Source organism: Halospeciosus flavus, from assembly GCF_029814175.1.
Classification (GTDB): Archaea; Halobacteriota; Halobacteria; order Halobacteriales; family Halobacteriaceae; genus Halospeciosus; species Halospeciosus flavus.
In genome coordinates, this window is the sequence record NZ_CP122312.1 from 876,746 (window position 1) to 901,129 (window position 24,384).

Annotated in this window: 23 protein-coding genes and 1 pseudogene; 15 read left to right on the forward strand and 9 right to left on the reverse strand. The window is 68.0% G+C overall.

The window, feature by feature from the left end; translation table 11 throughout:
• Positions 1-28 precede the first annotated feature (28 nt).
• Entirely contained in the window at positions 29-970 is a 942-nt protein-coding gene (locus P0Y33_RS04465; RefSeq protein WP_279529347.1) for an alpha/beta hydrolase, read from the reverse strand.
• A 78-nt stretch (positions 971-1,048) separates the two neighbouring features.
• Here P0Y33_RS04465 and P0Y33_RS04470 point away from each other — a divergent pair, with 78 nt between their 5' ends.
• From P0Y33_RS04470 to P0Y33_RS04480, 3 genes are read left to right on the forward strand one after another with little or no spacing between them, the layout of a single operon-like run.
• Entirely contained in the window at positions 1,049-1,729 is a 681-nt protein-coding gene (locus tag P0Y33_RS04470) for an amphi-Trp domain-containing protein (RefSeq protein ID WP_279529348.1), read from the forward strand.
• Between the two features lie 54 nt (positions 1,730-1,783).
• A complete protein-coding gene (gene hisF, locus P0Y33_RS04475) occupies positions 1,784-2,596 on the forward strand; it encodes an imidazole glycerol phosphate synthase subunit HisF (protein WP_279529349.1) in 813 nt (270 codons plus the stop codon).
• A 45-nt stretch (positions 2,597-2,641) separates the two neighbouring features.
• Positions 2,642-3,079 (forward strand): hypothetical protein, encoded by a 438-nt coding sequence (locus P0Y33_RS04480; protein WP_279529350.1) that lies wholly within the window; start codon positions 2,642-2,644, stop codon positions 3,077-3,079.
• Here the strand turns inward: P0Y33_RS04480 and P0Y33_RS04485 are convergent.
• Positions 3,039-3,323 carry a DNA-directed RNA polymerase subunit L gene (locus tag P0Y33_RS04485; protein ID WP_279529351.1) on the reverse strand — a complete coding sequence of 95 codons (285 nt, stop codon included), beginning with the start codon at positions 3,321-3,323 and terminating at the stop codon, positions 3,039-3,041. The genes P0Y33_RS04480 and P0Y33_RS04485 overlap by 41 nt on opposite strands.
• Before the next feature lie 124 nt (positions 3,324-3,447).
• Positions 3,448-5,613, reverse strand: a complete 2,166-nt coding sequence (locus tag P0Y33_RS04490) for a minichromosome maintenance protein MCM (RefSeq protein WP_279529352.1) — start codon at positions 5,611-5,613, stop codon at positions 3,448-3,450.
• A gap of 160 nt (positions 5,614-5,773) precedes the next feature.
• Here P0Y33_RS04490 and P0Y33_RS04495 point away from each other — a divergent pair, with 160 nt between their 5' ends.
• Positions 5,774-7,576, forward strand: a complete 1,803-nt coding sequence (locus tag P0Y33_RS04495; protein ID WP_279529353.1) for a rhomboid family intramembrane serine protease — start codon at positions 5,774-5,776, stop codon at positions 7,574-7,576.
• On the opposite strand, the gene P0Y33_RS04500 is transcribed toward P0Y33_RS04495, so the two are convergent.
• From P0Y33_RS04500 to dph2, 3 genes are all read right to left on the reverse strand, one after another.
• Positions 7,577-8,191 carry an METTL5 family protein gene (locus P0Y33_RS04500; RefSeq protein WP_279529354.1) on the reverse strand — a complete coding sequence of 205 codons (615 nt, stop codon included), beginning with the start codon at positions 8,189-8,191 and terminating at the stop codon, positions 7,577-7,579. It abuts the gene before it with no gap.
• Between the two features lie 60 nt (positions 8,192-8,251).
• Positions 8,252-8,647 carry a hypothetical protein gene (locus P0Y33_RS04505; RefSeq protein ID WP_279529355.1) on the reverse strand — a complete coding sequence of 132 codons (396 nt, stop codon included), beginning with the start codon at positions 8,645-8,647 and terminating at the stop codon, positions 8,252-8,254.
• A 300-nt stretch (positions 8,648-8,947) separates the two neighbouring features.
• Positions 8,948-9,991 carry a diphthamide biosynthesis enzyme Dph2 gene (gene dph2 / locus P0Y33_RS04510; protein WP_279529356.1) on the reverse strand — a complete coding sequence of 348 codons (1,044 nt, stop codon included), beginning with the start codon at positions 9,989-9,991 and terminating at the stop codon, positions 8,948-8,950.
• Between the two features lie 129 nt (positions 9,992-10,120).
• Here dph2 and P0Y33_RS04515 point away from each other — a divergent pair, with 129 nt between their 5' ends.
• Together P0Y33_RS04515 and P0Y33_RS04520 are read left to right on the forward strand one after the other, a co-directional pair.
• Positions 10,121-10,783, forward strand: coding sequence for an alpha/beta hydrolase (locus P0Y33_RS04515; protein WP_279529357.1), 663 nt, complete (start codon positions 10,121-10,123; stop codon positions 10,781-10,783).
• 57 nt (positions 10,784-10,840) lie between these two features.
• Positions 10,841-11,248 carry a YlbF family regulator gene (locus P0Y33_RS04520; RefSeq protein WP_279529358.1) on the forward strand — a complete coding sequence of 136 codons (408 nt, stop codon included), beginning with the start codon at positions 10,841-10,843 and terminating at the stop codon, positions 11,246-11,248.
• Here P0Y33_RS04520 and P0Y33_RS04525 read toward each other — a convergent pair.
• Entirely contained in the window at positions 11,239-11,973 is a 735-nt protein-coding gene (locus P0Y33_RS04525) for a helix-turn-helix domain-containing protein (RefSeq protein ID WP_279529359.1), read from the reverse strand. The two genes, P0Y33_RS04520 and P0Y33_RS04525, sit on opposite strands and share 10 nt — an antisense overlap.
• 90 nt (positions 11,974-12,063) lie before the next feature.
• Between P0Y33_RS04525 and P0Y33_RS04530 the strand changes: the two genes are divergently transcribed.
• From P0Y33_RS04530 to P0Y33_RS04555, 6 genes are all read left to right on the forward strand, one after another.
• Positions 12,064-12,903, forward strand: coding sequence for an MBL fold metallo-hydrolase (locus tag P0Y33_RS04530; protein WP_279529360.1), 840 nt, complete (start codon positions 12,064-12,066; stop codon positions 12,901-12,903).
• 1 nt (position 12,904) lies between these two features.
• A complete protein-coding gene (locus tag P0Y33_RS04535) occupies positions 12,905-13,345 on the forward strand; it encodes a GNAT family N-acetyltransferase (RefSeq protein ID WP_279529361.1) in 441 nt (146 codons plus the stop codon).
• A gap of 111 nt (positions 13,346-13,456) precedes the next feature.
• Positions 13,457-14,938, forward strand: coding sequence for an ATPase domain-containing protein (locus tag P0Y33_RS04540; protein ID WP_279529362.1), 1,482 nt, complete (start codon positions 13,457-13,459; stop codon positions 14,936-14,938).
• Positions 14,916-16,337: a two-component system sensor histidine kinase NtrB gene (locus P0Y33_RS04545; RefSeq protein ID WP_279529363.1), complete on the forward strand. Its 1,422-nt coding sequence runs from the start codon at positions 14,916-14,918 to the stop codon at positions 16,335-16,337. Before P0Y33_RS04540 ends, P0Y33_RS04545 begins: the two co-directional genes overlap by 23 nt.
• Positions 16,338-16,530: 193 nt before the next feature.
• Positions 16,531-17,430, forward strand: a complete 900-nt coding sequence (locus tag P0Y33_RS04550) for a hypothetical protein (protein ID WP_279529364.1) — start codon at positions 16,531-16,533, stop codon at positions 17,428-17,430.
• A gap of 114 nt (positions 17,431-17,544) precedes the next feature.
• Positions 17,545-18,345 carry a PHP domain-containing protein gene (locus P0Y33_RS04555; RefSeq protein WP_279529365.1) on the forward strand — a complete coding sequence of 267 codons (801 nt, stop codon included), beginning with the start codon at positions 17,545-17,547 and terminating at the stop codon, positions 18,343-18,345.
• 4 nt (positions 18,346-18,349) lie between these two features.
• On the opposite strand, the pseudogene P0Y33_RS19095 reads toward P0Y33_RS04555, so the two are convergent.
• A pseudogene (locus P0Y33_RS19095) lies at positions 18,350-18,646 on the reverse strand (hypothetical protein).
• A gap of 115 nt (positions 18,647-18,761) precedes the next feature.
• Here P0Y33_RS19095 and P0Y33_RS04565 point away from each other — a divergent pair.
• The 3 genes from P0Y33_RS04565 (at position 18,762) to fdhF (ending at position 23,811) form a co-directional block, all read left to right on the forward strand.
• On the forward strand, positions 18,762-18,884 hold the full coding sequence (locus P0Y33_RS04565) for a hypothetical protein (protein ID WP_279529367.1): 123 nt from the start codon (positions 18,762-18,764) through the stop codon (positions 18,882-18,884).
• 100 nt (positions 18,885-18,984) lie between these two features.
• Entirely contained in the window at positions 18,985-20,496 is a 1,512-nt protein-coding gene (locus P0Y33_RS04570) for an NADH-ubiquinone oxidoreductase-F iron-sulfur binding region domain-containing protein (protein ID WP_279529368.1), read from the forward strand.
• Between the two features lie 6 nt (positions 20,497-20,502).
• Complete coding sequence (gene fdhF / locus P0Y33_RS04575; RefSeq protein WP_279529369.1) at positions 20,503-23,811, forward strand: formate dehydrogenase subunit alpha; 3,309 nt, start codon at positions 20,503-20,505, stop codon at positions 23,809-23,811.
• A gap of 15 nt (positions 23,812-23,826) precedes the next feature.
• Here fdhF and P0Y33_RS04580 read toward each other — a convergent pair whose 3' ends face one another.
• Positions 23,827-24,354, reverse strand: coding sequence for a hypothetical protein (locus tag P0Y33_RS04580; protein ID WP_279529370.1), 528 nt, complete (start codon positions 24,352-24,354; stop codon positions 23,827-23,829).
• Positions 24,355-24,384: the final 30 nt, after the last annotated feature.

Here is a 24,384-nt window from a genome sequence, read left to right on the forward strand (position 1 = left end):
ATCACTTTGCTGTATCGCTCCGCGGGGCTCAGAGCGCGTCGCGGAGCGCGCCGACGAGGTCGACGATGGCGTCGTCTGCGGCGTCGATGTGGTGACCGAGGTTGACGAGTCCGTGGATCTGTGACTCGTAGTGGAGTCGCGTGACGGGGACGCCCGCGTCTTCGAGGCGGTCGGCGTACGCCCGTCCCTCGTCGCGGAGAGGGTCGAAGCCACACGTGAGCACCGTCGCGGACGGGAGGTCCGAGAGGTCCCGCGCCCGCAGTGGGAACGCGTAGGCGTTCGCGAGGTCCGACTCGCGTTCGAGGTACTGTTCGTAGTACCACTCCATGCTCCGGTACTCGAGGAAGTACCCCTCGCCGTTCTCGTCGTAGGAGTCGAACCAGCGCACCTCGGGCGGGTTCACCGCCGGGTAGACGAGCGTCTGGTGGTCGAACGTCGGGCCGTCGCGGTCGCGCGCGGCGAGGGTCACCGCCGCGGCGAGGTTCCCGCCCGCGGAGTCGCCGCCGACCGCCGTCCGATCGGGGTCGGCGTCGAGGCTCTCGGCGTGTTCGTGCGCCCACGCGGCCGCCCGGTAGCAGTCCTCGAACGGCACCGGGAAGGGGTGTTCCGGCGCGCGGCGGTAGTCGACCGAGACGACGAGACACCCCGTCTCGTTGGCCCACCGGCGGAGGAAGGGGTCGTAGTCGTCGACCGACCCGCGGACCCACCCGCCGCCGTGGAAGTGGACGAACAGCGGGTACGGTGCGTCGCCGGGGAGCGGCGTGTAGATGCGGAGCGGGATCGGCCCGTTCGGGCCCCCGATCTCGGTGTCAGTGGTGGCTTCGACCTCCTCGCTCGGGGCACCCTCGAAGAGGCGGCCGAGGAGCGCTCGTCCGGCGTCAGGCGAGAGCGTCCACGACGGTGGGGAGACCCCCGCGTCGAGTTCGTCGAGCAGTGCGGCGGCCTGCGGGTCGAGGTCGGCGTCCGACATCGTGTGGGTGATTGCCGTGCCGGGAGAAATAGCTTCGCCCCAGCACTCTTCGTGCGGGAGTTCGACTACCCAGTCACCATGACCGACGACACGCGTTTCGAACTCGCCGGCGAACAGAGTCGACACGAGACGGCGGCGCTCCTCCGGAAACTCGCGAACGACCTCGACGGGGGTCGCGAACTCGTCTTCGACGACTCGGTCGCACTGCCCGTCCCCGAGACGCTCGACGTCGAGGTCGACGTCGAAGTCGAGGCGGAGACGGACGCACCCGACGAGTACGAAGTCGACGTCGAACTGGAGTGGGACGACGACGCGGTCGCGGCGGCCGAATCCCCCGGAACCGAACGGACGGAAGCGAGCGAGGGTGGAGCGGAGTCCGAGACCGAACCGCGACCCGCCATCGCCCGTCCGGAAGTCGAACACGTCGAGGAAGGACCGACGGCCCGCGCCTCGCCGCCCGAAGACGAGGCCGTCCCCGAACAGGAGGAGGGCGTCCCGGAGGAACCGACGCTGGCCGAACCCGGTGTGGAGGCCGAACCCGCCGAGCGGACACCCCTCGCCCGCTTCCAGGTGTACCGCGACCGCGGCGGGAAGTGGCGCTGGCGGCTCGTCCACCGTAACGGAAACATCGTGGCGTCGAGCGCGCAGGGGTACACGACCAAGCGGAACGCCGAGAAGGGGATGCGGAGCGTGGTGCAGAACGCGCCGAACGCGACGGTCGAACGCGAGGGGGGAGGTGAGGAGGACCGCGAGGAGTAGGCCGCGACTGCGCCAGACGAAACCGTGAAACCCGCCACTCCCCAACCCACGGGTATGACCCTCACGAAGCGCGTCATCCCCTGTATCGACGTCGACCTCGACGACGATGGGGAGGCAGCGGTCTACACGGGCGTCAACTTCGAGAACCTGGAGTACACCGGCGACCCGGTCGAACTCGCGAAGAAGTACAACGAGGCGGGCGCCGACGAGTTCGTCTTCCTCGACATCACCGCGAGCGCGGAGGGTCGCGAGACGATGCTCGACACCGTCGAGCAGGTCGCCGACGAGATCTTCATCCCCCTCACGGTCGGCGGCGGCATCCGCACTCGCGAGGACATCAAGGAGACGCTCCGCGCCGGTGCCGACAAGGTGTCGATCAACACCGGCGCGCTCGACCGCCCCGAACTCATCACCGAGGGCGCCGAGGCGTTCGGAAGCCAGTGTATCGTCATCTCCGTCGACGCCCGCCGCCGCTACGACGAGGACGGCGAGTACTACGAGCAGGTCGACGGCGAGTCCTGCTGGTTCGAGTGCACTGTGAAGGGCGGCCGCGAGGGGACGGGCGTCGACGTCGTCGAGTGGGCACAGGAGGCCGAAGAACGCGGCGCCGGCGAGTTGTTCGTCAACTCCATCGACCAGGACGGCACCAAGGACGGCTACGACCTCCCGCTCACGGGCGCCGTCTGCGACGCCGTCTCGACGCCGGTCATCGCCTCCTCGGGGTGTGGCGAACCCGAGCACATGCGCGAGGCGTTCGAGTCCGGCGCCGACGCCGCGCTCGCCGCCTCCATCTTCCACTTCGGCGAGTACACTATCGAGGAGACCAAACGGTACCTCGACGAGCACGACGTCCCGGTCCGCCTGTAGTTCCGGTAGCCGAATCTTTTACTCGGTGCTGAATAATCTCTGACTATGGCACCCCTCGGACGGCCACCCGGTGGAAATTTCGGCGGTGGGCCGGCCGACGGTCTCGTCGAGCCGACGGTCGCCGTCGAGGAAGTTCACGCGACGGGTACCTCCCGGTACGTCGTCCTCGAACCGTACGGCGAGTCGGACGACCCAGACGACGACGCGTTCCTGCTCGTCGAACGCGTGTCGGGGCCGGCGTCGCCCGAGCGGGAACTCGACGACGCCGAGGCTCGGGGAACAATCGAACTCCAGAACGGACTCGCGTACTTCGCACCCGACGTCGAGTCGGTCCGCGTCCGGACTCCGGCCTCGCGGACGGCCGGACTCCGGTGTGAACTCGTCCTCCGCGGGTTACTCGACGTGCGACTCGCCTACGCTGGCGAACAGTTCCGTCTCTCGCTCACTGGGCCGCCGTTTCGAAGGCCTCCTGGAAGTCGGTGAGTTGCTCCTTCACGCGGCCGGCGCCGGCCTCGAGGGCGTCGAGCGGGTCGGTGCCCTCGGTCTTGAGCGAGAGCACTGGCTCGGTCTGGCCACCGGACTGTTCGGGATTCACGTCGTAGGTCGCGGCGGCGACCTCGTCCAGTTCGAGGAGCGCGCCCTTCAGCGCGTTCATGAACGTGTGGTCCTCGCCCGCAATCTCGATAGTGAGTTCCTCCTCGCTCTGCTCGATAACCCGCAGGTCCATAGACAGGTGAACGAGCGGCCGCAGTTTCAGTCTTTCGCGTTCGGCCGCCCGGACCGCCACTCTCGTCGTCGGCGCGGGGGCCGTCCCGGTCCCGGACCCGAGAGTCTCCCCGGGGCGCTCTCGCTCACGCGCTCCGGAGGTAGCCTTGGGCGGGCATGTACACCTCGCCCTTGCGCTTGAGCTTCTCGATATCGTGTTCGATCTTCGACTGCTCGAAGCCGCGGTCGACCATCTCGTCGATGATCTCCTGCTCGGGGGCACCCTGCTCTTCGAACTCCTCTTCGAGTTCCGAGATGGTCTCCTTGAGGTCCTTCGTCCGCGAGCGCTGCGAACTGGAGACGCCGGTCTCGATGATGTCCGCGTCGTACTCGCCGTCCTCGTTGACACCGACGTCGTCGAGCGACGCCTGGATGAGTTCGATGGCGCGCTTGACGTCCGCCGCCTCGACGGTGTCCGAGAGGCGGACCTTCGCCGAGGCCTCGGCCATCCGGCGGATGGCCTCCAGTTTCCGGTGGGTCAGCGGGACGGTGTCGCCGCCGGTCATCCCGCGGATGTCGGGGTAGTAGTCGTGAATCTGGGCGGCGGCCTCGTCGCTGAAGCGCGGTTGGACGTTCCGCCGGGCGTAGGCGACGAAGGCGCGGAGGACGTCGTGGTCGACCTCCGGGCTGATGGACTTTGCCTCCGCGCCGTCGAGGTTCCCCTGGTCGAGGTCGGCGGACTCCTGCCACACCGTCGTCTTGTGCTCGGCGATCATCCGGTCTTTCTCCTCGTCCGGGCGGTCCTTGAGCATGAACCAGAGGTCGAAGCGGGAGACGAGCGCCGCGTCGAGGTCGATCTGCTCGGCCATGTGCATGTGCTCGTCGAAGCGGTCCTCCTTCGGGTTCCCCGCGGCCAGCAGCGCTGTCTGGGCCGGGATCGTCGCGTTGATCCCCGCCTTGTTGATGGAGATGGTCTGCTCTTCGAGCGCGGAGTGCATCGACTCGACGGCGTCCTGTTGCATCTTGTCGATCTCGTCGACGCAGGCGATCCCCTTGTTCGCGAGCGCGAGGGCGCCCGCCTGCAGCGAGTAGGGGGAGTCGCCGAAGTCGTCCTGGACGACCGCCGCGGTCATCCCCGCCGCGCTCGCTCCCTTCGCGGACGTCTTGACCGAGCGGGGGCTGATCTTCTCGGCGGCTTCGAGGAGACTCGACTTCCCGGTACCCGGGTCACCGATGAGGAGGATGTGGGGGTCGCCACGGATGGCGGTCCCGTCGGGTTTCAGCCGGCGGTAGCCGCCGAACAACTGGAAGATGATGCCGAGTTTGATGTCGTCGAGTTTGTCCTCGCCTTTGATGTCCGGTGCGACGGAGTCGACGAGTTTGTCGTAGACGTCGGGGTCGTTCGCGAGTTCCTCGATCCGGTCTTTGTACTCCTCGATCTCGATCTCCTCGTAGTCGTTCTCCTCGATCTCGATGGAGCGCGCCCGGAGGATGTAGCCGAACGTCCCGTTGGACTCGCTCGTCTCGTCGACTTCGAGGACGCCGTTGATGGTGACCCGGGACCCGGCGCCGAGTTCGTGTTCGGTGAGCCACTCTTCGAGTTCGTCGGTCACGACGACCGTCAGCGTCTCGCCCTGGCCGTCGATGGACTCCTCGGGTGGCTGCTGGAGTTGGAGGAGCACCTGGTCGCGGAAGTCGGTCTTGTCGTTGCGGATCTGGAAGGGACCCTGTCGCTCACAGCCGTCGCACTGGTAGGGCTCCTGGATCTCGCCGTACCCCTGCGGGATGTGGTTGATGGCGCCACAGCGCTGGCACTCGTAGCCGATGGACGCGGGGTTGAGCTTCGCCGACCCGACTCGTGCGATCTGGCCGCTCACGCCGACGTACTGACCAATCTCGTCGCCGCGCGGCCGGCCGACACCGTACACGCGCTCGCTCGGGAGGTTGTAGAGGCGGATCTCGGCGGGCGGGTGGTCGTCGCCGCCGGAGAGGTCGGAGGCGACGGGGTTCGACATCGTCCAGAGTACCTGGTCGAACACCTGGCTGATCGACGGCCAGTTGTTCGTCAGGTCCTCGGCGACCGATGGCTCCCACGTGAAGAGGTCCATCCAGTCGATCCACAGCGTCCGCTTCTCGCTGGGGTACTGCTGGACGAGTTCGGAGAACTCGTCCTCACAGTAGTTCCGGATGAACTGTTCTATGTCCTCGTTCCACTCCTCGTAGAAGCGACGCTCGCTCTCGGAGAGCGTGCTGACTGGGTCGGGGGTTGCAGACATGGTGTAGTAGTCTCGATGGTCGCGCTTCGCGCTCACCCGAAGCGCGCGTCTAGTTGGTCGTGTAGATGTACTTAGGACGGTTAAGGCTTCTTGAGCCCCACTGACACTCCTCCGTCGTGCTCCCTCTTCAACTCTCGCACCCGGACGCTCGTCCGTCTACCGGCCCTTTAAGCGGGGGCCGACCCACGTCTCGGCCATGTCCGTTCCGTCGTGGCTCGCCGTCGGCGGGCCGCTCCTGGTCGCCGCCGTCGTCCTCGTCGTCCTCCGGGTTCACGGTCTCGTCCGCGCGGGCGATGCAGTCCTCGTCGGACTCCCCGCCGCCGGACTCGTCGGACTCGCACTCGGGTGGTGGGTCGCCGGCGTCTCCCTCTCGGTCGCACTGTTCTGGGGTGTCTTGCTCGCACTCGTCGCGTCGGTCGGCGTCGTCCGAGCGCTCGACCGGCCGCGCGGGGCGTGGGTCGGACGACTCCGCCGGCGACTCCTCTTCGGCGTCCCGTGGGGGTCGCTCGTCTCGGCCGTCGGCGTCCTCGGGTTCTACCTGTTCGTCCAGCACGGCCTCGCCGACCCCTACCGGCCGCTGAAGATTCCCTTCGTCTCGTGGTCGTACCTCTACCCCGTCGGCGTGCTGACCGCGCCGTTCGCGCACGCGGGACTCGGCCACCTCACCGGGAACCTTGTCGGAACGCTCGCGCTCGCGCCCGTCGCCGAGTACGCCTGGAGTCACTTCCCGACCGAGCGCGGCGAGTCGGCGTTCGCCTCGTGGCGGACGAACCCCTACGTCCGGGCGGCGCTGTTCCCCGTCGGCGTCGTCGGCGTCGGACTCCTGACGAGTGTCTTCTCGTGGGGGCCCATCGTCGGCTTCTCGGGCGTGGTCTTCGCCTTCGGCGGGTTCGCCCTCGTCCGCTACCCCATCGTGACGGTCGTCGCCCTCTCCGTCCGGGGCGTCGTCTCGACGGTCCTCGACGCTCTCCGCGACCCCGTCGTCGTGGCGTCGGCGAGTCCCTCGTACGGCGGCCCGTGGTGGGCCGGAATCGCTATCCAGGGCCACGTCCTCGGACTCTTCCTCGGCGGCGTCCTCGGAGCGCTCCTGCTCGCCCGCCGAAGCGAGTCCGAGCGCCCGAGCGCACTGCGACTCTGGGGCGGCGCGTTCGTCTTCGCCGTCTCGATGTCGCTGTGGATCGTCTGGTGGTACCGCGGTCCGGAGACGTACGTCCTCTACCGCGGACTCGGCGTCGTCATGATTCTCGGCGTCGCCGCCCTCCTCGTGCTCGCCGTCCGGTCCAGCGACCGGACACTCCTCGACTTCGAGGAGGGGGCACTCACCCGCCGCCACGCCGCTATCTGTCTCGCGTTCGTCCCCGTCCTCGTCATGGCCGGCGTCGCCGTCCCCGTGAACCTCGTCACCATCTCCGAGGAACCCCTCCCGAACGAAGCCATCCACGTCGAGGGGTACGACGTCACCTACGTCGAGAACGTCCCGAACCAGCGCGTCTCGGCCGTCCCCATCGAGGCGTTCGGCGAGACGACGCAGGTGAACGCGAGCGGCGTCGTCGTCCGCAACCCCGACCGCCACGTCTGGACCGAGGCGGTCTCCAGGGGTGAACTCGCCTTCTACGGCACCTCGACCGTGAAGGTGGGCGGCGTCGGCTGGGTGGAGACGATCCAGGCCCACCGCGAGGGGTGGGTCGCCGCCGGCGGCGGCCCCGTCTACCGCGTTGCCCTCCGCGAGCGCGGCGGGTCGTGGGAGACGGTCTTCCGCTCCGACCCGGCGACGGCCGACCCGACGGTCGCCGGGCGGAACGTCACGCTCGCGGTGACGAACACGTCGTTCCGGGTGCGCGTCCAGCGCGGGAACGAGACGCTCGACAGCGCACCCCTCCCCGCGGCGAACGAGTCCGTCTCCGTCGGCGGACTCCGCCTCGTCCGCGAGGAGTCGACACTCTACGCCGTCCACAACGAGACGCGGGTGCAGGTCGCCCACGAAGAACGCTACCAGTGACTACGCCCACTCGATTCTGAACACTTCGACGTCGAGCGTCTCGGACTCGCGAGTGTGGAACTCGAACTGCTTCTCGACCTCGAACTCGGCGGCGAAGGCGTGGGTGACCTCCCCGCCCTGGTCGGCCGCGAACGACTCGACGAACTCCTTGCTCCCCGAGTTGTGGACGGAGTAGGAGACGCGTGACACCTCGCTGGCGGTGGCGAGGAAGTCGCGGTCGGCGTGGCGCTGGCCGCGCTGGGCACCGAACGGCGGGTTCATCAGCACGGTCGCGTCCGAGCAACGGAGCGGCGGGCGACCGGCGGCGTCACCGCGAACCCACTGGACGGACGTCGCGGGCGCGACGCGCGCCTCGTTCTCGCGGGCGACGGCGAGGGCGTCGGCGTCGACGTCCAGGCCGACGACGCGGCCGGGTTCGCGGAGGGCAGCCCCGAGCGCGAGCATCCCCGTCCCCGTCCCGAGGTCGACGACCGTACCCCCGAGGTCGTCCTGTACGTCGGCGAGGTGGACGACGTGGGCGGCCAGTTCCGCGGGCGTGGGGTACTGTTCGAGCGCGGCGCTCGGGTCGCGAAAACCCTCGACGCGTTCGAGTCGTCGTGCCAGCGCTCGTCGCATGGGGAAGCGTCGGAGACGGAGAGAGAAGAAATCACCGAGATGGACGTGTTCGCCCGGACGTCACAGCGCGAGTGGGCCGTCGACGACGAGCGAGACTCCGTTGCGTTCGGCGCGCTCGGCCGTCGCGCGGAGGGAGGGTCGGACCTTCTCGGGGGCGACGACGTCTTCGACCTCGACGGTGACGGTCGCGGCGCCGAGGAAGGCGGCGGCCTCCACGTAGTCGCGGACGCGCTCGACTTCTTCCTGGGCGGTGAGCGTACAGTCCGCGTCGAAACAGGTCTCGACGACGAGTTCGTCCGGGACGTACCCCTCGGCGTCGAGTGCGGCTTTGAACGAACGGAGGTGAGAACGAGCGGTCGAGTCGAGTTGTGCGGCGTCGATGGCGACGGGCGTGCGGTCGGTCGGTCGACAGCGGGCGACTGCGTCGGTCACGTCCGGGGTCTGGGTCGTGCTCATCTTATCAGCCCATACATACTGGACATACAAAAGCCTTTATTTGATGCACAGTAGTAATCTCAAACGTCCGGAACCGGCCATAGTTTCATTATCCCGAGGGGAGTAGTTGTGTAGGAATGGTGGGAACGGAAGCACAGGCTGCCGAATCGAGCGACGCCCACACCGTCGGCTCGTTCTCTCGGGTGGCGGACGAGCGCGACGGGTGTTGTGCGACGACGATTAGCGGTCCCTGAACGCCGGTAGAGGAGAGTGGTACGGAGAGAGTAGAGTAGAGAGCGGTCGGTCAGTCGCGCGGACGCCTCACCAGGTACCGTGGAAGGTGTCGAAGGAGAGTTCGTCGAGCGGCTTGTTGCCGACGGCGATCTCGTACTCACCGGGCGTCAGCATCGGCTTGTGGAAGCGCGGGCCGTCGTCGGTCGTGATGCGCGGACAACCGGTGTTGACGAACGCGTCCATGTCGAAGTTCCGGAGGCGGTCGGGCGTTACCTCGTCCATGGTGATGAGGTAGGCGTTCTCGTTGTTCTCGACGATCTCGTTGGCCTGCTCCCAACGACCCTGGCCGATCTTCGTACAGAAGATGACGCCCCACTTCTCGGCGCTCATCGCCTTGTGGACCGAGGCGTAGCGCTGCTTGAGGAACTGGTCGGTGTCCGCGACCTCGACGACGTTGTTGACGGGGTCGCCGATGACGACCTTCTTGTCGGGGTGTTCCATCGCCAGCCCGAGCGGGTGGAACTTCCCGCCGCCGACGTAGAGGACCTGGTCGGCGTCGATGTCCGCGGAGGCGTAGTTGCAGCCGAGGACCTGCCCCTCGTGGGTGAGACGGTCGTCGCCGCGTCGCGTGTGGACCGTGAAGTCGCGCTCCTCGAGCCACTCGCGCATCGCCTCGAACTTGTTCATGTGCTGGGCCGTCGTGACCAGACCGACGTCACTGGTCTCCAGTTTCTCGACGGCTTCCTCCATGATGGGGACGACGTCGACGTTGGAGAACAGCGGGACGTAGATGATCTTCTCGGAGTCCTTCATCGGGGAGTGCCCGAAGTGGACGAAGACGTCCGTCCGGCGCATCAGGTAGGTGTCGAGGTCGCAGGCGCCGTAGCAGGGCTGTCCCGAGATCATCACGCGCGTCCCGTCGGGCAGGAGTTCGCGCAGGTCGTCGGCGACGGCGGGGCCGCGGCGCTTCAGTCCCTCGGGGAACTGGAGACCGACCTTCTCGGCGTCGCGCTCTTCGACGGCCTCGACGATGCGGTCGAGTTCGTAGTCCCACGTTCGGTCGTGCCTGAGGGACATTCCGGTGTTCCGGAGGTCTCCCTCGGTACGGTCGGCTGTCTGGTCCTGACTCATTGCGAGCGATTACACACTCGGCGTGTATAACCTCGGCGTTTCGTGGGGTCCAGCGGCGTGCCTTCGACTGCCGCGGTACTACTCGTCGCACCCACACCGTTCAAGCCCCACCCGCCGTTAGCCCCACACATGAGTGACGCCGACCTCCCGCTGGAGCACGTCCACGCCGAACCCGACGAACCGACCGAGGGGGCCGCCCCCGCCGTCTTCGTGATGCACGGCCGCGGCGCCGACGAGGAAGACCTCCTCCCCATCGCCCAGCGTCTCCCGGACACGCTGCACGTCGTCAGCCTTCGCGCGCCCGAGCGCCTCCGTGGGGGGTTCACCTGGTACGAACTCGTCATGCCCGAAGGCGACCTCCACCAGAGCCAACCGGACCAGGAGGACTTCCGCCGCAGTCTCGACCTCGTCGTCGAGTCCATCGACGAGGCGGTCGACTCCTACGGACTCGACGAGGACCGCATCGGCCTCCTCGGGTTCAGCCAGGGCGGCATCATGTCTCTCTCGCTGCTCGTCGAGGACCCCTCCAGTTACGAGTGGGTCGTCGCGATGCACTCCTACCTCCCCGAGTCCCACGAGGACCGCTCGCCCGAGGGCATCGAGGACCAACCGGTGTTCGTCGGCGCGGGCAAGCAGGACCGCGTCATCCCCCGGAAGCGCTCACAGCGCGCGGCCGAACGACTCCGCGAGATGGGCGCGGACGTCACCTTCCGCGCGTACGAGGCACCCCACGGCGTCGCCCAGGCCGAACTGGACGACGTCGTCGAGTGGGTGAACGGCGAAGTCCGATAGGTGTGGGAAGGTGCCTCGACCAGCACGTTCAAAGGGTCGTCTCACCAACGGCGAGGCATGAGCATCGACGCGGATGCCGACGCGGACGCCGACTTCGAGGGGACGAACGACGTCGACGAACTCGCCGCCCAACTGGGCGAAGCCATCGCCGACCTGCCCGAGTACCAGCGCTTCGAGTCGGTGAAGGCCGAGGTCGAGGCGGACGAGAACCTCCAAGAGCAGATAAACCAGTTCCAGCAGAAACAACAGGAGTTCATGCTCGCGCGCCAGTCCGGCGACGCCACCCAGCAGGACGTCCGCGACCTGCAGGACGCCCAGCGCGACCTCCACAGCCACCCCGTGATGGCCGACTACCTCGAAGCACAGGAGGAACTCACCGACCGCCTCGAAACCCTCAACGAGGCCATCTCCGCCCCACTCGACGTCGACTTCGGCGGCGAGGCCGGTGGCTGCTGTCAGGACTGAGTGTCGTCGAGTGCGTTCCGGGCGAGCGTCCGGACGCCGCGGCGGAGTCGCTCCGACGCCGACTGCGCGGAGATCCCGAGTTCCTCGGCGACGGCTTCGAGCGTCGTCCCCCGCGGGACGTCGAAGTAGCCGGCTCGGAGCGCGGCGTCGACGGCTTCGCGCTGGCGACCGGTGAGTCCGTGGTCGGCCCCGTCGTCGTTCGCCTGTGACCCGCCGTAGACGCGCTGGAGGTCGAACGCGACCCCCAGGTCGGCACACACCGTTCTGAACCTCGCGAACACCTCGCGGTCGGGAAAACGCATCCGCGTGTGCCACCCGTCCGCGTCGCCGTGGAGTGCGAGGAGTTCCGCCCCGAGTTCGACGTACTCGGGGTACATGACCGTCTCGAGTTCCTCACTGAACTGGACCCGATAGAGGTGTCGCTCCGGGAGGCGGTTGAGGAGGGTCTCGTCGGTCACGCTCGGGTCCACGCGGAGCGCGCGCTCGAACGTCGCCAGCGCGTCCGTCGCTGCGTCCGTTGCCGGGTCCGCCCCGCCCGTGGCGTCGGCGCCGTGGAGGATCGTCTCCGACCCGTCGGCCGGTTCTGCCCAGAAGAAGAACAGCGGCCGCTGTGGGTCGGTACCGACCTCCTGTTCGACGTCGAGGTGGACGCCGGGGACCGCTCGTCGCGTCTCGTAGAGGACGAGACCCGGCGACTCGAGGCGGAACTCCGCGATGAGGCTCATCCGTCCCGCACGGTACGTCTGGACGGAGATAAGCGTGCCGGCGTGCCCGATTTCCGAACGCTTAGGGTCGCCCCGGTTCCACGACGGGACGTGAGCGAGACACACAGCGACTGGGGGGACTGGCTCCCCCGCGCCGTCGCCGACGCCGACCCGGACGGCGTCGCCGTCTGGTACCTCGGTTGCAACGGCTTCGTACTCAAGGGTAGCGAGGGGACGACCGTCTTCGTCGACCCCTACGTCGGCCTGGGTGACCCGCCGCGGACGGTCCGCATGATTCCCGTGCCCTTCGACCCCGCCGACGTCGAGGTGGCCGACGCCGTCTTCGCCACCCACGAGCACACCGACCACGTCCACGGCCCGAGTCAGGCCCCTATCCTCGCGAACACCGGCGCCGACTACTACGCGCCCGACGACTCCCTCGACGTCGCTCGCGACGAGGAGGCGTGGACCGAACAATACGACGTCTCCACCGACCAGTTCGCGGAAGTCTCGGAGGGCGACACGTTCGACGTCGGCGAGTTCACCGTCCACGTCGAGGTCGCCCACGACCCCGACGCCACCCACCCCGTCTCCTACGTCTTCGAACACGAGGCGGGCACGTTCTTCCACGGCGGCGACACCAAGCCCGCGGGCGACTTCGTCCGCGTCGGCGAGGAGTACGACATCGACCTCGGGGTGCTCGCCTTCGGGACCGTGGGGAACATCCCCGACAAGGAGACCGGCGAACCCAAGCGCACCCGCTGGTACAACGACGAGAACCAGATCGTCGAGACCGCCGCGGACCTCCGACTCGACCGCCTCCTCCCCTCCCACTGGGACATGTGGAAGGGCCTGACCAGCGACCCGAAGGTGCTCCACCACCACACCAAGAGCTTCGAGCACCCCCGCTCGCTCGAACTCGTCGAGATCGGTGACCGCGTCGACCTGTAAGATGGGCGTCGTCCGCGCAACCACCGAGGCGGAACGCGAGGACGCCTTCGACGTCCGCTACGAAGTGTTCGTCGAGGAGCAGGGCGTTCCGGAAGAGTTGGAGTGGGACGAACACGATGACTGGCCGGATACCGTCCACTTCGTCGCCTACGACGAGGACGGCGAACCGGTCGGTGCGGCCCGACTCCGCCCGAAGGAGGACGCGACCGGCGTCGCGAAGGTCGAACGCGTCGCCGTTCGCGAGGACCGCCGCGGCGAGGACTGGGGTCGGCAGTTGATGACGGCCGTCGAGGACGCCGCCCGCGAAGCGGGGTACGCCGAGGTGTTCCTCCACGCCCAGCGGCCGGTTGAGGACTTCTACCGCCGACTCGGCTACGAGACGGTCAGCGACGTCTTCGAGGAGGCCGGTATCCCCCACGTCGAGATGGAGAAGCGACTCTGAATTGGTATCATTACGTTGTAAATACAACGAACTACTGGACAATTTAAATATCCGGACACGCTATTCTTTCCAAAGCACTCGGGACGACTTCTCGAGTGACGCTCCCCCCACATGGCATCGAACGACACTCATTCCGACGACAGAGTTTCGACGGGCACGGACGGTCTCGACGACGTGCTCGACGGCGGCTACGTCCCCGGACGGAACTACATGATCCATGGTCAACCCGGTGCGGGAAAGACCCTGCTGGGTCTGCACTTCTTGACCACCTGCGAACCGGACGAGAACGCACTCTACGTCAACCTCGGCGAACCCGAGGCGGACATCCGACGCGACGCCGAGCGCTTCGGTTTCGACCTCGACGACGTGGCGTTCCTCGACTTGAGCCCCTCCGCGGACTTCTTCACCGAAGACCAATCCTACGACGTCTTCCCCTCCAGCGAGGTCGAGGGCGACGGCGTCGTCGCGGACATCGTCGAGGGCGTCCGGGAACACGAACCCGACCGGGTGTTCGTCGACCCGATGACCCAGTTTCGCTACCTCTCGCCCGACGACTACCAGTTCCGCGAGCAGGTCCTCTCCTTCCTCCAGTTCATGAAGGAACGGGGGACGACGGTCCTGTTCACCTCCCAGGACACGTCCGCGACGCCCGACGACGACCTGCAGTTCATGAGCGACGGCATCGTCCACCTCCGCTACGAGGAGGAGCGGCGCTCGCTCGAAGTGACGAAGTTCCGTGGCTCGGACTTCCAGGGCGGGGAACACGCTGTCCGTATCTCCGACACCGGGATGACCGTCTTCCCGAAGCTCCGTCCCGGGAGCCACGAGGCGACGTTCGCCGCCGAGCCACTCCCGTCGGGCGTCCCCGCGATGGACGAACTCCTCCACGGCGGACTCGAACGCGGAACCATCTCCATCATCAGCGGCCCGAGCGGCGTCGGGAAGACGACGACGGGCACGCAGTTCGTGAAGGAGGCGGCCGGCCGCGGCGAGCGCTCGGTCATCTACATGTTCGAGGAGTCGCGCGCGACGTTCCTCGAACGGATGCGGTCCATCAACGTGCCCGTCGAGCAGATGATCGACCGGGGGACCCTGGAGGTGAAGGAAGTCGAAGCCCTCGAACAGTCGCCGGCGGAGTTCGCCAACGACGTGCGCCACGAAGTCGAGGAGAACGACACGAAAATCGTGATGGTCGACGGCATCAACGGCTATCGCCTGGCCATCCAGGGCGACGACGACGAACTCACGAACGAACTCCACTCGCTCGGGCGGTACCTCCAGAATATGGGGGTGACGACGATCTTCGTCTCGGAGATGCAGAGCATCACCGGCGAGTTCGAGGCGACGGAGGAGAACGTGAGTTACCTCGCGGACAACATCCTCTTCCTCCGCTACATCGAGTTCGAGGGCGAACTCCAGAAGGCCGTCGGCGTGCTCAAAAAGCGCGCGAGCGACTTCGAGCGGACGCTCCGCGACTTCGAAATCACCGAACACGGTCTCACGGTCGGCGGACCACTCTCGGAACTACGCGGCGTCCTGAGCGGGACGCCCGAATGGACCGAGAAGAAAGATGAGTTCGGCCGAGAGGACTGACGCCGACGGCGTCCCCCGGCCGGTGACCGTCTACCTCGGTGTCCGTGACGACCGCAACCGCCGGTTGCTCGCCCGCCGCCTCACCGATAGCTACAGCGTCGTCGGCCCGGACGAGACGTCGCTCGACGACGTGGACGCAGACCTCTACGTCGTCGACGCGCCGACGCTCGAACGGGAGAGCGACGTCGTTCGGGAGAAACGGGATACGGCCGACCCGACGTTCCTCCCGTTCCTCCTGTTGCTCGGTGAGATGGACGTCGACCAGACGCCCGAGCGAGCCTGGAAGTTCGTCGACGACGTCCTCGACACGCCGGTCAGCGGCGACGAACTCGACGCCCGTCTGGACAACCTGCTGGAGCGTCGCGGCCTCTCGCTCGAACTCGAACGCCAACGCGACGCGAGCGAAGAGCGCTTCCGCGCGCTGTTCGAGGCCGCGCCCGACCCGGTCGTCGTCACCGACGCCGACGGGGTCATCACCCGGGTCAACGAGGCGTTCACGGAGATCCTCGACATCTCCGCGACGACCGCCGAAGGCGCGACGTTCGACGACCTCGCGACGCTCGCGGCGGACCTCGACTCGGTCTCGCCGGTCCCGCCGGCGGGCGACGGCGTCGGCCCGACGAAAGAACCCGTCGAGTGGCGACTCGCCGACGAGACGCTCGTGACGGAGGTGAACGCGGACCTGGTGCGGACCGGCGACGACGAGTGGCTCGGCGTCTTCCGCGACATCACCGAGTTGATGGAACGCGAGGCGGAACTCGAACGGCAGAACGAACGCCTCGAAGAGTTCGCCAGCACCGTCGCCCACGACCTGAAGAACCCGCTCTCGCTCGTCGCGGGATTCGTCGAGATGGCCCGGAAGACCGGCGATGTCGACCACCTGGACGACGCCCAGGGCGAACTCGACCGGATGAACGACCTCATCGAGGACGTCCTGACGCTCGCACGGGAGGGCGAAATCGTCACGGAGACGACGTCGGTCTCGCTGGCGGCGACCGCCCGCGACGCCTGGGAGTACGTCGACCTCCCCCGAGAGGCGCTCGACCTCCCGACGGACGAACACGTCGAGGCCGACCCCGAACGCCTCCGCGAACTGTTCGTCAACGTCTTCGAGAACGCGGTCGAACACGGGACCGAGTCGGAGGGCCGACCCGCGGTCACCGTCGACGTCGGCGTCACCCCCACCGGGTTCTACGTCGCCGACGACGGGTCGGGGCTCTCGGCGGAGGAACGCGAGAACCTCTTCGACGCCGGCTACACCACCGCGTCCCGCGGAACGGGCTTCGGTCTCGCCATCGTCCAGCGCATCGCCGATGGCCACGGCTGGGACGTCGACGTCGACGAGAGCGCGGCCGGCGGCGCCCGCTTCGACGTCACCGGCGTCGAGTTCACCGACTGAGGGGGCGTATCTCAGTTGTCGGCCGCATATCTCGGCTATCGGCCGCATATCTCCGTTGTTCGGCGCGTTGTCGAGATATCGACGCCATATCTCAGTTGTTCGGGACTGCCGACGACCGACCGGCGTGGTCGACACGGGACCGACGTTGGCCCGAAGCGCAATCCGTTTAGGCGAGGCCCCCCAGCATTCGACAATGACTGTCGACCTCGCCGTCCCGCGCAAGGGCCGCCCGCTGGAAGCCGTTCTCGACCGGCTCGCGGGCCATGCCGGGATGGAGACCGTCGCCGACGAGGTCATCTCGACGCTCCGGTACGAGAAGGCGATCACGAAGGGCGAGCAGACCGACGACCGGGGCGTGTACGAGCGCCTCGCCGACTACTCGACGCCCGCGGACCCCTACTCTCCGGACTACACGCTCCTGCGCGACGACCGGGCGGGGATGCCGACGCGAATCGTCTTCGACTCTCTCACCGTCGACCTCGCGGACGTCGAGGTCCGTCTCGTGGGACGCGAGGAGCCGTTTCGCGCGCTGCGCAAACACGAGTTCGCACTCGGTTTCGACAGTGCCGACCTCGTCCTCGAAGAGGTGGTGAGCCTCGAACCCGACCCCCTCGAGTCTATCGAGGCGCTCAACGAGCGCATCGACCCCCACGACACGGACGTTCGCGTCGTGAACGGCCTCGGCGACACCGTCTACCACACGTTGCTCGCGACGCCCGAGACGCGTCGACGCGGACCCGACACCGACCTCACCCGCGAATTCGTCGCGGGCTACGAGGGCGAACTGTGTATCTCGCCGCGCTACGAACGCCTCGTCGAGGCCGTTCTGGGAACCGACGCGCTGGCGGGAATCGAGTTCGTCTACCCCGAATCCGGTCGCGAAGAAGAGGCTAGCATCGCCGACGCCGGACTCGGCGTGTACCTCACCGTCACCGGGTCGACGGCCCGCGAACACGGACTCGAACTCGGCGAGCGCCTCTTCCCCAGCGAGACGGTCCTCATGGAGAACCGCCACGAGACCGGCGACGAGACCATCCAGCGAGTCCGAGACGCCCTCGCCGCCGCCGACTTCGACACCGCGATCACGGCCTGAGCGCGTCGACTCCGACCCTGACCCCGACCCCGTCTCTTGCCCCAGTCCCGGTCCCGACTCTGACTCCGCCTGGGCGGACACACTCATTAGGGTCGGCGCCCAACGTCCCCGCTAATGAGTAGCCACGAAACCGACGAGACGGCGGTCCGGACGCTGGCCATCGACACGCACGTCCACTCCGAGGGGTCCTACGACGGCCACGAACCGGTCGACCTCTTGCTCGAACACGCCGCCGACATCGGACTCGACGGCATCGTCGTGACGGACCACGACACCATCGAGAAGTCCCTCGAGGCGGCCCGCCGTGCCTCCCGCCACGGTCTCGTCGGGGTGCCGGGCGTCGAACTCTCGACCGCCCACGGTCACCTGCTGGCCATCGGCGTCGAGGAGGTCCCCGAGCGCGGACTCCCGTTCGAGGAGGCGGTCGAGCGCGTCCGCGAACTCGGCGGGGCCACGGTCGTCCCCCACCCGTTCCAGCGGACCCGCCACGGCGTCCGACGACGCCACCTCGCCGAGTGTGAACCCGAACCGCACGCTCTCGAAGTCTACAACTCGATGCTGTTCACCGGCTACCGCAACCGCCGCGCGGCGACGTTCGCCGAGACCTACGACTACCCGCAACTCGGCGGGAGCGACGCCCACTTCGTTCCGAACGTCGGCCGGGCGTACACCGAGGTTGATGTCGAGGCCGACCCGGACACGCCGGCCGACGAAATCGACGTCGGGGCCGTCGTCGAGGCCATCCGAAAGGGTGACACCGGCGTCCGCGGGCGGCGGACTCCCATCCGGAAGAGCGCCACCCAGTACGCCGCCGGTGCGGCGCGCAAGGCCGCCTACGAGGTCACCTCGCGGATGCCCTACGTCCCGGCGTGGCCGTCGGGCTACACCTCCGCACAGCCACACTCACAGCGCTAGGCCGCTAGCGCGTGTCCATCAGCTCCGCCTGTTCCTTCCCAAGTTCAGCGACCTCTTCGACGGAGAGGTCCGAGCGGTCCGCGAGCACGCGGACCAACATCCCGAGTTGGACGGCGGCGTCCTCGCGGAGTTGGGCCGCGTCCTCCGTGTCGTTGCCGAAGTAGTAGGCCGGTTAGCCATCTTCGGAGAGCAGGCCGACGTAGACTGATTCGAGGTCCTCGTCGGCGAGTGCCTCGCGCGCCCGCTCGCGTACCTGGTCGAACTCGGACTGCGACTCCGGAGACTCGGTCTCGTCGTCCATACCCGACCGAGGGGCGCGACGCCCCTAAGTCCGGGGTCGGCGGCACTGTCGGCACCGGCGCCATCGGGTAGCCCTCGGCCCGAACCGCTTTGTCCGCCCCGGACGAAGAACCGGTATGTCCCGCCTCCTGTCGTGGCCCGCGCGCGTTCTCCTACTCGTCGCGGCGGGCGCCGTCGCCCTCCTCGCCCTCCTGTTCGGCCGCGGCGAGGGAGAACCCGACCTCGAACCGCCGTTCTGAGCGGTCCAGTACCGAAAAACGCAAGACAGCGTCGACCTCGAACCTGTGAGTGCGACCGGCGACTACACATTTTTCACCTCCCCGTCCGTACCCGACGAACATGTCTCCAAGTGGCGGGGTCCCCCAGTCGAGTGTCGTTCGCGTCGCCGTCGACCCGGCGACGGACGCGGGTGAGAACCTCGTCGACGCGTTCCGTACCGCCGCGTCGTCGGTCCCGGTCGTCGAGACCGGGCCGACGGGCGTGACCGCACTCGAACCCCTCGTCCTCTGTACGCACGAGGGGCGGACCGCCTTCCACGCCGACCCGGACGTCGACGACGTGGACGAGTTCGTCGACACACTCGAGTCGGACACGCTCCCAACCGAGGGTGCCGACGCGGTCGTGGAACACGACCCCGACACCGACACGCTCCCGGTTCCCAGGTCGGGACCGCTGGCCGTCGGCACTCGCCGCGTCCTCGGTCCCTGCGGGTGGGTCGACCCCGAGGACCCGGCTGCCCACGACTTCCTCGACGTCGACACGACCCTGGAACCGGTCGCCGACTCCGGTCTCCTCGGTCGCGGGCGTGGCGACGCCGTCACCGACGAACCGGTGTTTGAGGAGTGGACGACGGCCCGCGACGCCGACGGCGAGAGCGTCGTGGTTGTCAACGCCAACGACGCGGACGACCGCTCGTTGGCTGACGAGACGCTGCTCGCGGGCGCACCGTACCCGATTCTCGACGCCGCAGTCGCCGTCGCCGAGTTCGTCGACGCGAGCGATGTCGTCGTCTACTGCAACGAGGCCGACGACCGCCTCCACGAACGCCTCCGGCGGTCCGTCGACGCGGCCCGCGAGGAATTCTCGGTCGTGCCGCAGGTCGTCACCGGCCCGGACACCTTCCGCGCGGGCGAGGAGACGATGGCCCTCGAAGCGATGGAGGGTACCGACCGTATCGAGGCGCGCGTCCGGCCACCCGGTCCCGCCGAATACGGCCTCTACGGTCGCCCTACCGTCGTCCACTCCCCGCGCACGTTCGCGCAGGTGTACCGCGCGCTCGTCGACCCCGACTCCTTCGACCCCGACGATGCTGACCCGGGCACCCGCCTCGTCACAGTCACGGGCGACGTCGACGCTCCCGCGACGGTCGAACTCCCGACCGGGCGCACGCTCGCGGACGCGACCGACGCGGTCGACTTCTCGACGTTCGAGACGGCCGTCGTCGGCGGGCAGTTCGGTGGTCTCTCCGCCGACCTGGACGTCTCCGCCAGCGCACCCGCGCTCCGGAGCGCCGACCTCGGCACGAACGGCGTCGTCGAACTACTGGACGATTCCCGCTGTGTCGTCGCCGAGGTCGGTACCCGGGCCCGCTTCGCCAGCGAGGAGAACTGCGGGCGCTGTGTCCCCTGTCGCGAGGGATCGAAACAACTCGTCGAACTCCTCCGCGACGTCTACGACGGGGAGTACGACGCCGACGGCCTGCGCGAACTCGCGGGGGTGATGCGTCGCTCCTCGACCTGCGACTTCGGCGTCGGGGCTGCCCGCCCCGTCGCGACCGCACTCGACGAGTTCGAACCCGAGTTCCGCGCCCACGCGAACGGACGCTGTCCGAGCGGTACCTGCGAGCTCTGACCCACCATGAGCACGAAAGACACCTACACGCCACTGCCACGCGTTCCCGACGTCGAGGACCCGACCCACGAGACACCGCTCACCGAGGACTTCGCGGACGGCACCGCCAACGACCCCGACATGGGCACGGCGGGCGAGGAGGCGACCCACCTCACCGTCGACGGACAGGAAATCGCTGTCGAACCCGGCGCGACCGTCCTCGACGCGCTCGAAGCCGTCGGCGCCGACGAGGAGGTTCCCGCACTCTGCCACTACGACCGCGACTCCGAGTGCGGCGACGACGTCGGCCCGCGCAGCGAGTGTCGGACCTGTATGGTCGAGACCGACGAGGAGGGCCTCGTCCCCGCGTGTTCGCACCCTGCGGAGGACGGCTTGACCGTCCGGACGGACGACCCCGACGCCGAGGAGGCCCGCGACGTCAACCTCGATTTGGTCCTCTCGAACCACAACCTCCGGTGTACGACCTGCAACCAGAACGGCCGCTGTGAACTCCAGGACGCGGCCATCGAGAACGACGTCGAGCACCCCCGATACGGCGTCTTCGACGACCGCGACGCCTACGAACCGCTCGACGACACCTCCTCGTTCATCCAGATCGACCGCAACAAGTGCATCCTCTGTAACCGCTGCGTCGACGCCTGCAACGACGTCCAGAACGAGGGCGTCCTCCGCGTCGAGGGCCACGGCGCGGACACCCGCATCGGCTTCCAGTCCGACGCGGAGACGATGGCCGACTCGCAGTGCGTCTCCTGTGGCCACTGTGCGACGGTCTGCCCCACGGGGTCGCTCACCGAGAAGGGAATGGCCGGCATGGCGACCCTCCCGCTACCAGGGTTCACCCACCGCAACTCCGTCGGGAAGGTCATCGAACACGAACGGGTCGAAACGCTGGACGACACGGTCGCCCCCAACCGGGGCGTCGAGGCCGGCGACGAGCGTCCCGACCACGACCGCGAGCGCGTCGCCGCCGAGGAGAAGTCGGGTGTCGCCCGCTTCATGGCGAAGGCGAAGAACTCCGCGGTGGACGTCCTCGAAGAGTACGGCCGGAAGGCGTTCCTCGCGGGCGAGCACGCCGCCGAGGGGATGGCCGCCAACACCCTCTCGGAGGGCCAGATGTTCGACATCGCCGAGTTGGTCAGCGACTTCCGCCTCCGCGACGTCGACACCGAGGAGACGACCTGTGGCTTCTGTGCGGTCGGCTGTCGCTTCGAGATGTACGGGACTGGCGGGGAGTACCGCGGTGTCGAGGCCGTCGACGACCCGAGTGACGCCCCCGCGAACGACTTCTCCACCTGCGTGAAGGGGAAGTTCGGCCACGAGTTCGCCGAGTCCGAGAACCGCCTCACCTCCCCGCTGGTCCGGGACGAGGACGGGGACCTCCACGAGGTGTCGTGGGACGAGGCCCTGGAGCGCGTCGTCGATGGCCTCACCGACATCCAGGACGAGCACGGCCGCGACGCCGTCGCCACACTCGCCTCCTCGAAGGGGTCGAACGAGGAGGCCTACCTCGTCCAGAAGTTCGCCCGCCAAGTCCTCGGGACGAAGAACGTCGACAACTGCGCGCGCCTCTGTCACTCTTCGACCGTCGCCGCCCTCCAGCAGACCGTTGGGTATGGCGCGATGACCAACCGCATCAACGAGGACATCGGCGAGGCCGACGCCTACCTCATCACCGGGTCGAACACGACCGAATCCCACCCCGTGCTCGCGACGCGCATCAAGCGCAACGTCCGCGACGGGGCCGACCTCACCGTCTTCGACCCCCGGAAGGTGGAGATTGCCGAGCACGCCGACCACTACTGTCGGACCGAACCCGGCTACGACGTGGCGTGGATCAACGGCCTCATTCGCTACGCTATCGAGCACGACCACCACGACGAGTCGTTCATCGAGCGCAACACGAAGCACTTCGACGACCTCCGGGGGAAGGTCGACCCCTTCACGCCCGAGAAGGTCGAGGAACTGGCCGGAATCCCGGCCGAGGAGTTCGAGGCGGCCGCCGAGACGGTCTGTACCGCGGACTCGCTCGTCGTCGGCTGGGCGATGGGGATGACCCAGTCGAGCCACGGCACGCAGAACTGCCTCGCGCTCGCGAACCTCGCACTCGTCCTCGGGCAGGTCGGCAAGCCCGGCGCGGGCCTCTCGCCCTTCCGCGGGCAGAACAACGTCCAGGGCGGGGGCGGAGACATGGGGACGCTCCCGGGGAGCCTCCCGGGCTACCAGTCGGTCGAGGACGAGGACGTCCTCGACACGTTCGAGGAGGCGTGGGGCGAGCGCCCGCCGGACGAACCCGGCCTCAAAGTTCCCGAGATGATGGACGAAGCCCTCGAGGGGAACCTCCGGGCGATGTACGTCGTCGGCGAGAACCCCGCACTCTCCGAACCCGACATCTCCCACGCCGAGGAAGCCCTCGACGAACTCGACTTCCTCGTCGTCCAGGACATCTACGAGACGGAGACCGCAGAACACGCGGACATCATCCTCCCCGCGGCTACCTCTCCCGAGAAGGAGGGGACGTTCACGAATACGGAGCGGCGCATCCAGCGCGTCCGCGGCGTCGCCGACCCGCCGGGCGAGGCCCGCCAGGACTGGGAGATTCTCCAGGATCTCGCCAATCGGCTGGGCTACGAGTGGGACTACGGTCACCCCCGCGAGGTGATGGCCGAGATTTCTGACCTCGCACCCATCTACGGCGGCGTCACCTACGAGCGACTGGAGTCCGGCGACCAACACGGCCTCCAGTGGCCGGTGTGGGACGAGGACCACCCCGGGACGCCCTACCTCTACGACTACGAGGAGGGCGAGTTCAACTTCGAGGACGGGAAGGCGCGCTTCGTCCCGGCGGACGTGCAGAAACCCGGCGAGGTGCCCGACGAGGCGTATCCGCTCACGCTCACCTCCGGGCGCGTCCTCTATCACTGGCACACGGGCCAACTCACCCGGCGCGTCGAGGGACTGATGAGCCACGTCGGCGAGTCGTTCGTCGAGATTCACCCCGAGACGGCCGAGAAACTGGGAATCCGCGACGGCGAGTACGTCCGCGTGGAGTCGCGACGCGGCGACATCGTCGTGAAGGCCGAGGTGACCGACCGCGTCGGCGAGGGTACCGTGTTCATCCCGATGCACTTCGCCGCCGGTGCGGTGAACGAACTCACCCAGGAGAGCTTCGACCCGACCTCGGGCATCCCCGAGTACAAGGTCGCGAGCGTCCGCATCGAGGCGCTCGGGATGGAGACCGACGCCGACGTCCTCCGGACTCCCGACGCCGGCCACGGCGAGTCCGGCGGCGACGCGCCCGCCCCCTCGGACGACTGACGAGCGACGGTCCCGTCACTCGGCGCGCATGTCCGGGTCGGTGTCGGAGTCCGACTCCCGGTCCCGTTCGCCCGCGCTGTCGCGTTCCAGGTTCGCGCCCGTCTCCGTGTCGGTGTCGACGGCACCCGACGGCGTCTCGGAGGCTCCCGCGTCGAGGGCGTCTGGGAACGTCGGGCACGGACAGTCGTGGGACTGACAGAGGTCGTCGACGAGTTCGCTCCCGCAGTACGGACAGTGCTCGGGGTCCTTGACGTACGCCTGTCGCAGGGACTCGATTTCGTCTCTCGCGTCGGCCGCGAACGTGGGGAGGTCGCCCCCGTCGAGGTACTCGACGGCGAGTTGCCGCCCCGCCCGTCGGTCGTCCCGGTCGACGTCGACGGAGTCGACCTCGTGGGTCTCCCCGAGGTGGTCGGCGAGCGCCGCGACGAACGTCGGTAGTTGTGGGTAGACGTACTCGCGGCTCACCGGGTCGAAGTTAATCTCGTCGTCGTAGCGTTTCAGCAGTTCGTACGTCTCTCGAACGTCCCCCGCTCCCCCAGTCATATCTCTACAGACTGGCACTGGGGTGTTAAC

Excerpts from the sequence above, each read along its gene's own strand:
- P0Y33_RS04550 (WP_279529364.1), top strand. The coding sequence starts at position 16,531 with ATGACTGTCGACCTCGCCGTCCCGCGCAAGGGCCGCCCGCTGGAAGCC.
- P0Y33_RS04470 (WP_279529348.1), top strand. The coding sequence starts at position 1,049 with ATGACCGACGACACGCGTTTCGAACTCGCCGGCGAACAGAGTCGACAC.
- P0Y33_RS04535 (WP_279529361.1), top strand. The coding sequence starts at position 12,905 with ATGGGCGTCGTCCGCGCAACCACCGAGGCGGAACGCGAGGACGCCTTC.
- P0Y33_RS04570 (WP_279529368.1), top strand. The coding sequence starts at position 18,985 with ATGTCTCCAAGTGGCGGGGTCCCCCAGTCGAGTGTCGTTCGCGTCGCC.
- hisF (WP_279529349.1), top strand. The coding sequence starts at position 1,784 with ATGACCCTCACGAAGCGCGTCATCCCCTGTATCGACGTCGACCTCGAC.
- P0Y33_RS04545 (WP_279529363.1), top strand. The coding sequence starts at position 14,916 with ATGAGTTCGGCCGAGAGGACTGACGCCGACGGCGTCCCCCGGCCGGTG.
- fdhF (WP_279529369.1), top strand. The coding sequence starts at position 20,503 with ATGAGCACGAAAGACACCTACACGCCACTGCCACGCGTTCCCGACGTC.
- P0Y33_RS04580 (WP_279529370.1), bottom strand. The coding sequence starts at position 24,354 with ATGACTGGGGGAGCGGGGGACGTTCGAGAGACGTACGAACTGCTGAAA.
- P0Y33_RS04505 (WP_279529355.1), bottom strand. The coding sequence starts at position 8,647 with ATGAGCACGACCCAGACCCCGGACGTGACCGACGCAGTCGCCCGCTGT.
- P0Y33_RS04540 (WP_279529362.1), top strand. The coding sequence starts at position 13,457 with ATGGCATCGAACGACACTCATTCCGACGACAGAGTTTCGACGGGCACG.
- P0Y33_RS04500 (WP_279529354.1), bottom strand. The coding sequence starts at position 8,191 with ATGCGACGAGCGCTGGCACGACGACTCGAACGCGTCGAGGGTTTTCGC.
- P0Y33_RS04520 (WP_279529358.1), top strand. The coding sequence starts at position 10,841 with ATGAGCATCGACGCGGATGCCGACGCGGACGCCGACTTCGAGGGGACG.
- P0Y33_RS04515 (WP_279529357.1), top strand. The coding sequence starts at position 10,121 with ATGAGTGACGCCGACCTCCCGCTGGAGCACGTCCACGCCGAACCCGAC.
- dph2 (WP_279529356.1), bottom strand. The coding sequence starts at position 9,991 with ATGAGTCAGGACCAGACAGCCGACCGTACCGAGGGAGACCTCCGGAAC.
- P0Y33_RS04465 (WP_279529347.1), bottom strand. The coding sequence starts at position 970 with ATGTCGGACGCCGACCTCGACCCGCAGGCCGCCGCACTGCTCGACGAA.
- P0Y33_RS04565 (WP_279529367.1), top strand. The coding sequence starts at position 18,762 with ATGTCCCGCCTCCTGTCGTGGCCCGCGCGCGTTCTCCTACTCGTCGCG.
- P0Y33_RS04495 (WP_279529353.1), top strand. The coding sequence starts at position 5,774 with ATGTCCGTTCCGTCGTGGCTCGCCGTCGGCGGGCCGCTCCTGGTCGCC.
- P0Y33_RS04485 (WP_279529351.1), bottom strand. The coding sequence starts at position 3,323 with ATGGACCTGCGGGTTATCGAGCAGAGCGAGGAGGAACTCACTATCGAG.
- P0Y33_RS04555 (WP_279529365.1), top strand. The coding sequence starts at position 17,545 with ATGAGTAGCCACGAAACCGACGAGACGGCGGTCCGGACGCTGGCCATC.
- P0Y33_RS04480 (WP_279529350.1), top strand. The coding sequence starts at position 2,642 with ATGGCACCCCTCGGACGGCCACCCGGTGGAAATTTCGGCGGTGGGCCG.
- P0Y33_RS04525 (WP_279529359.1), bottom strand. The coding sequence starts at position 11,973 with ATGAGCCTCATCGCGGAGTTCCGCCTCGAGTCGCCGGGTCTCGTCCTC.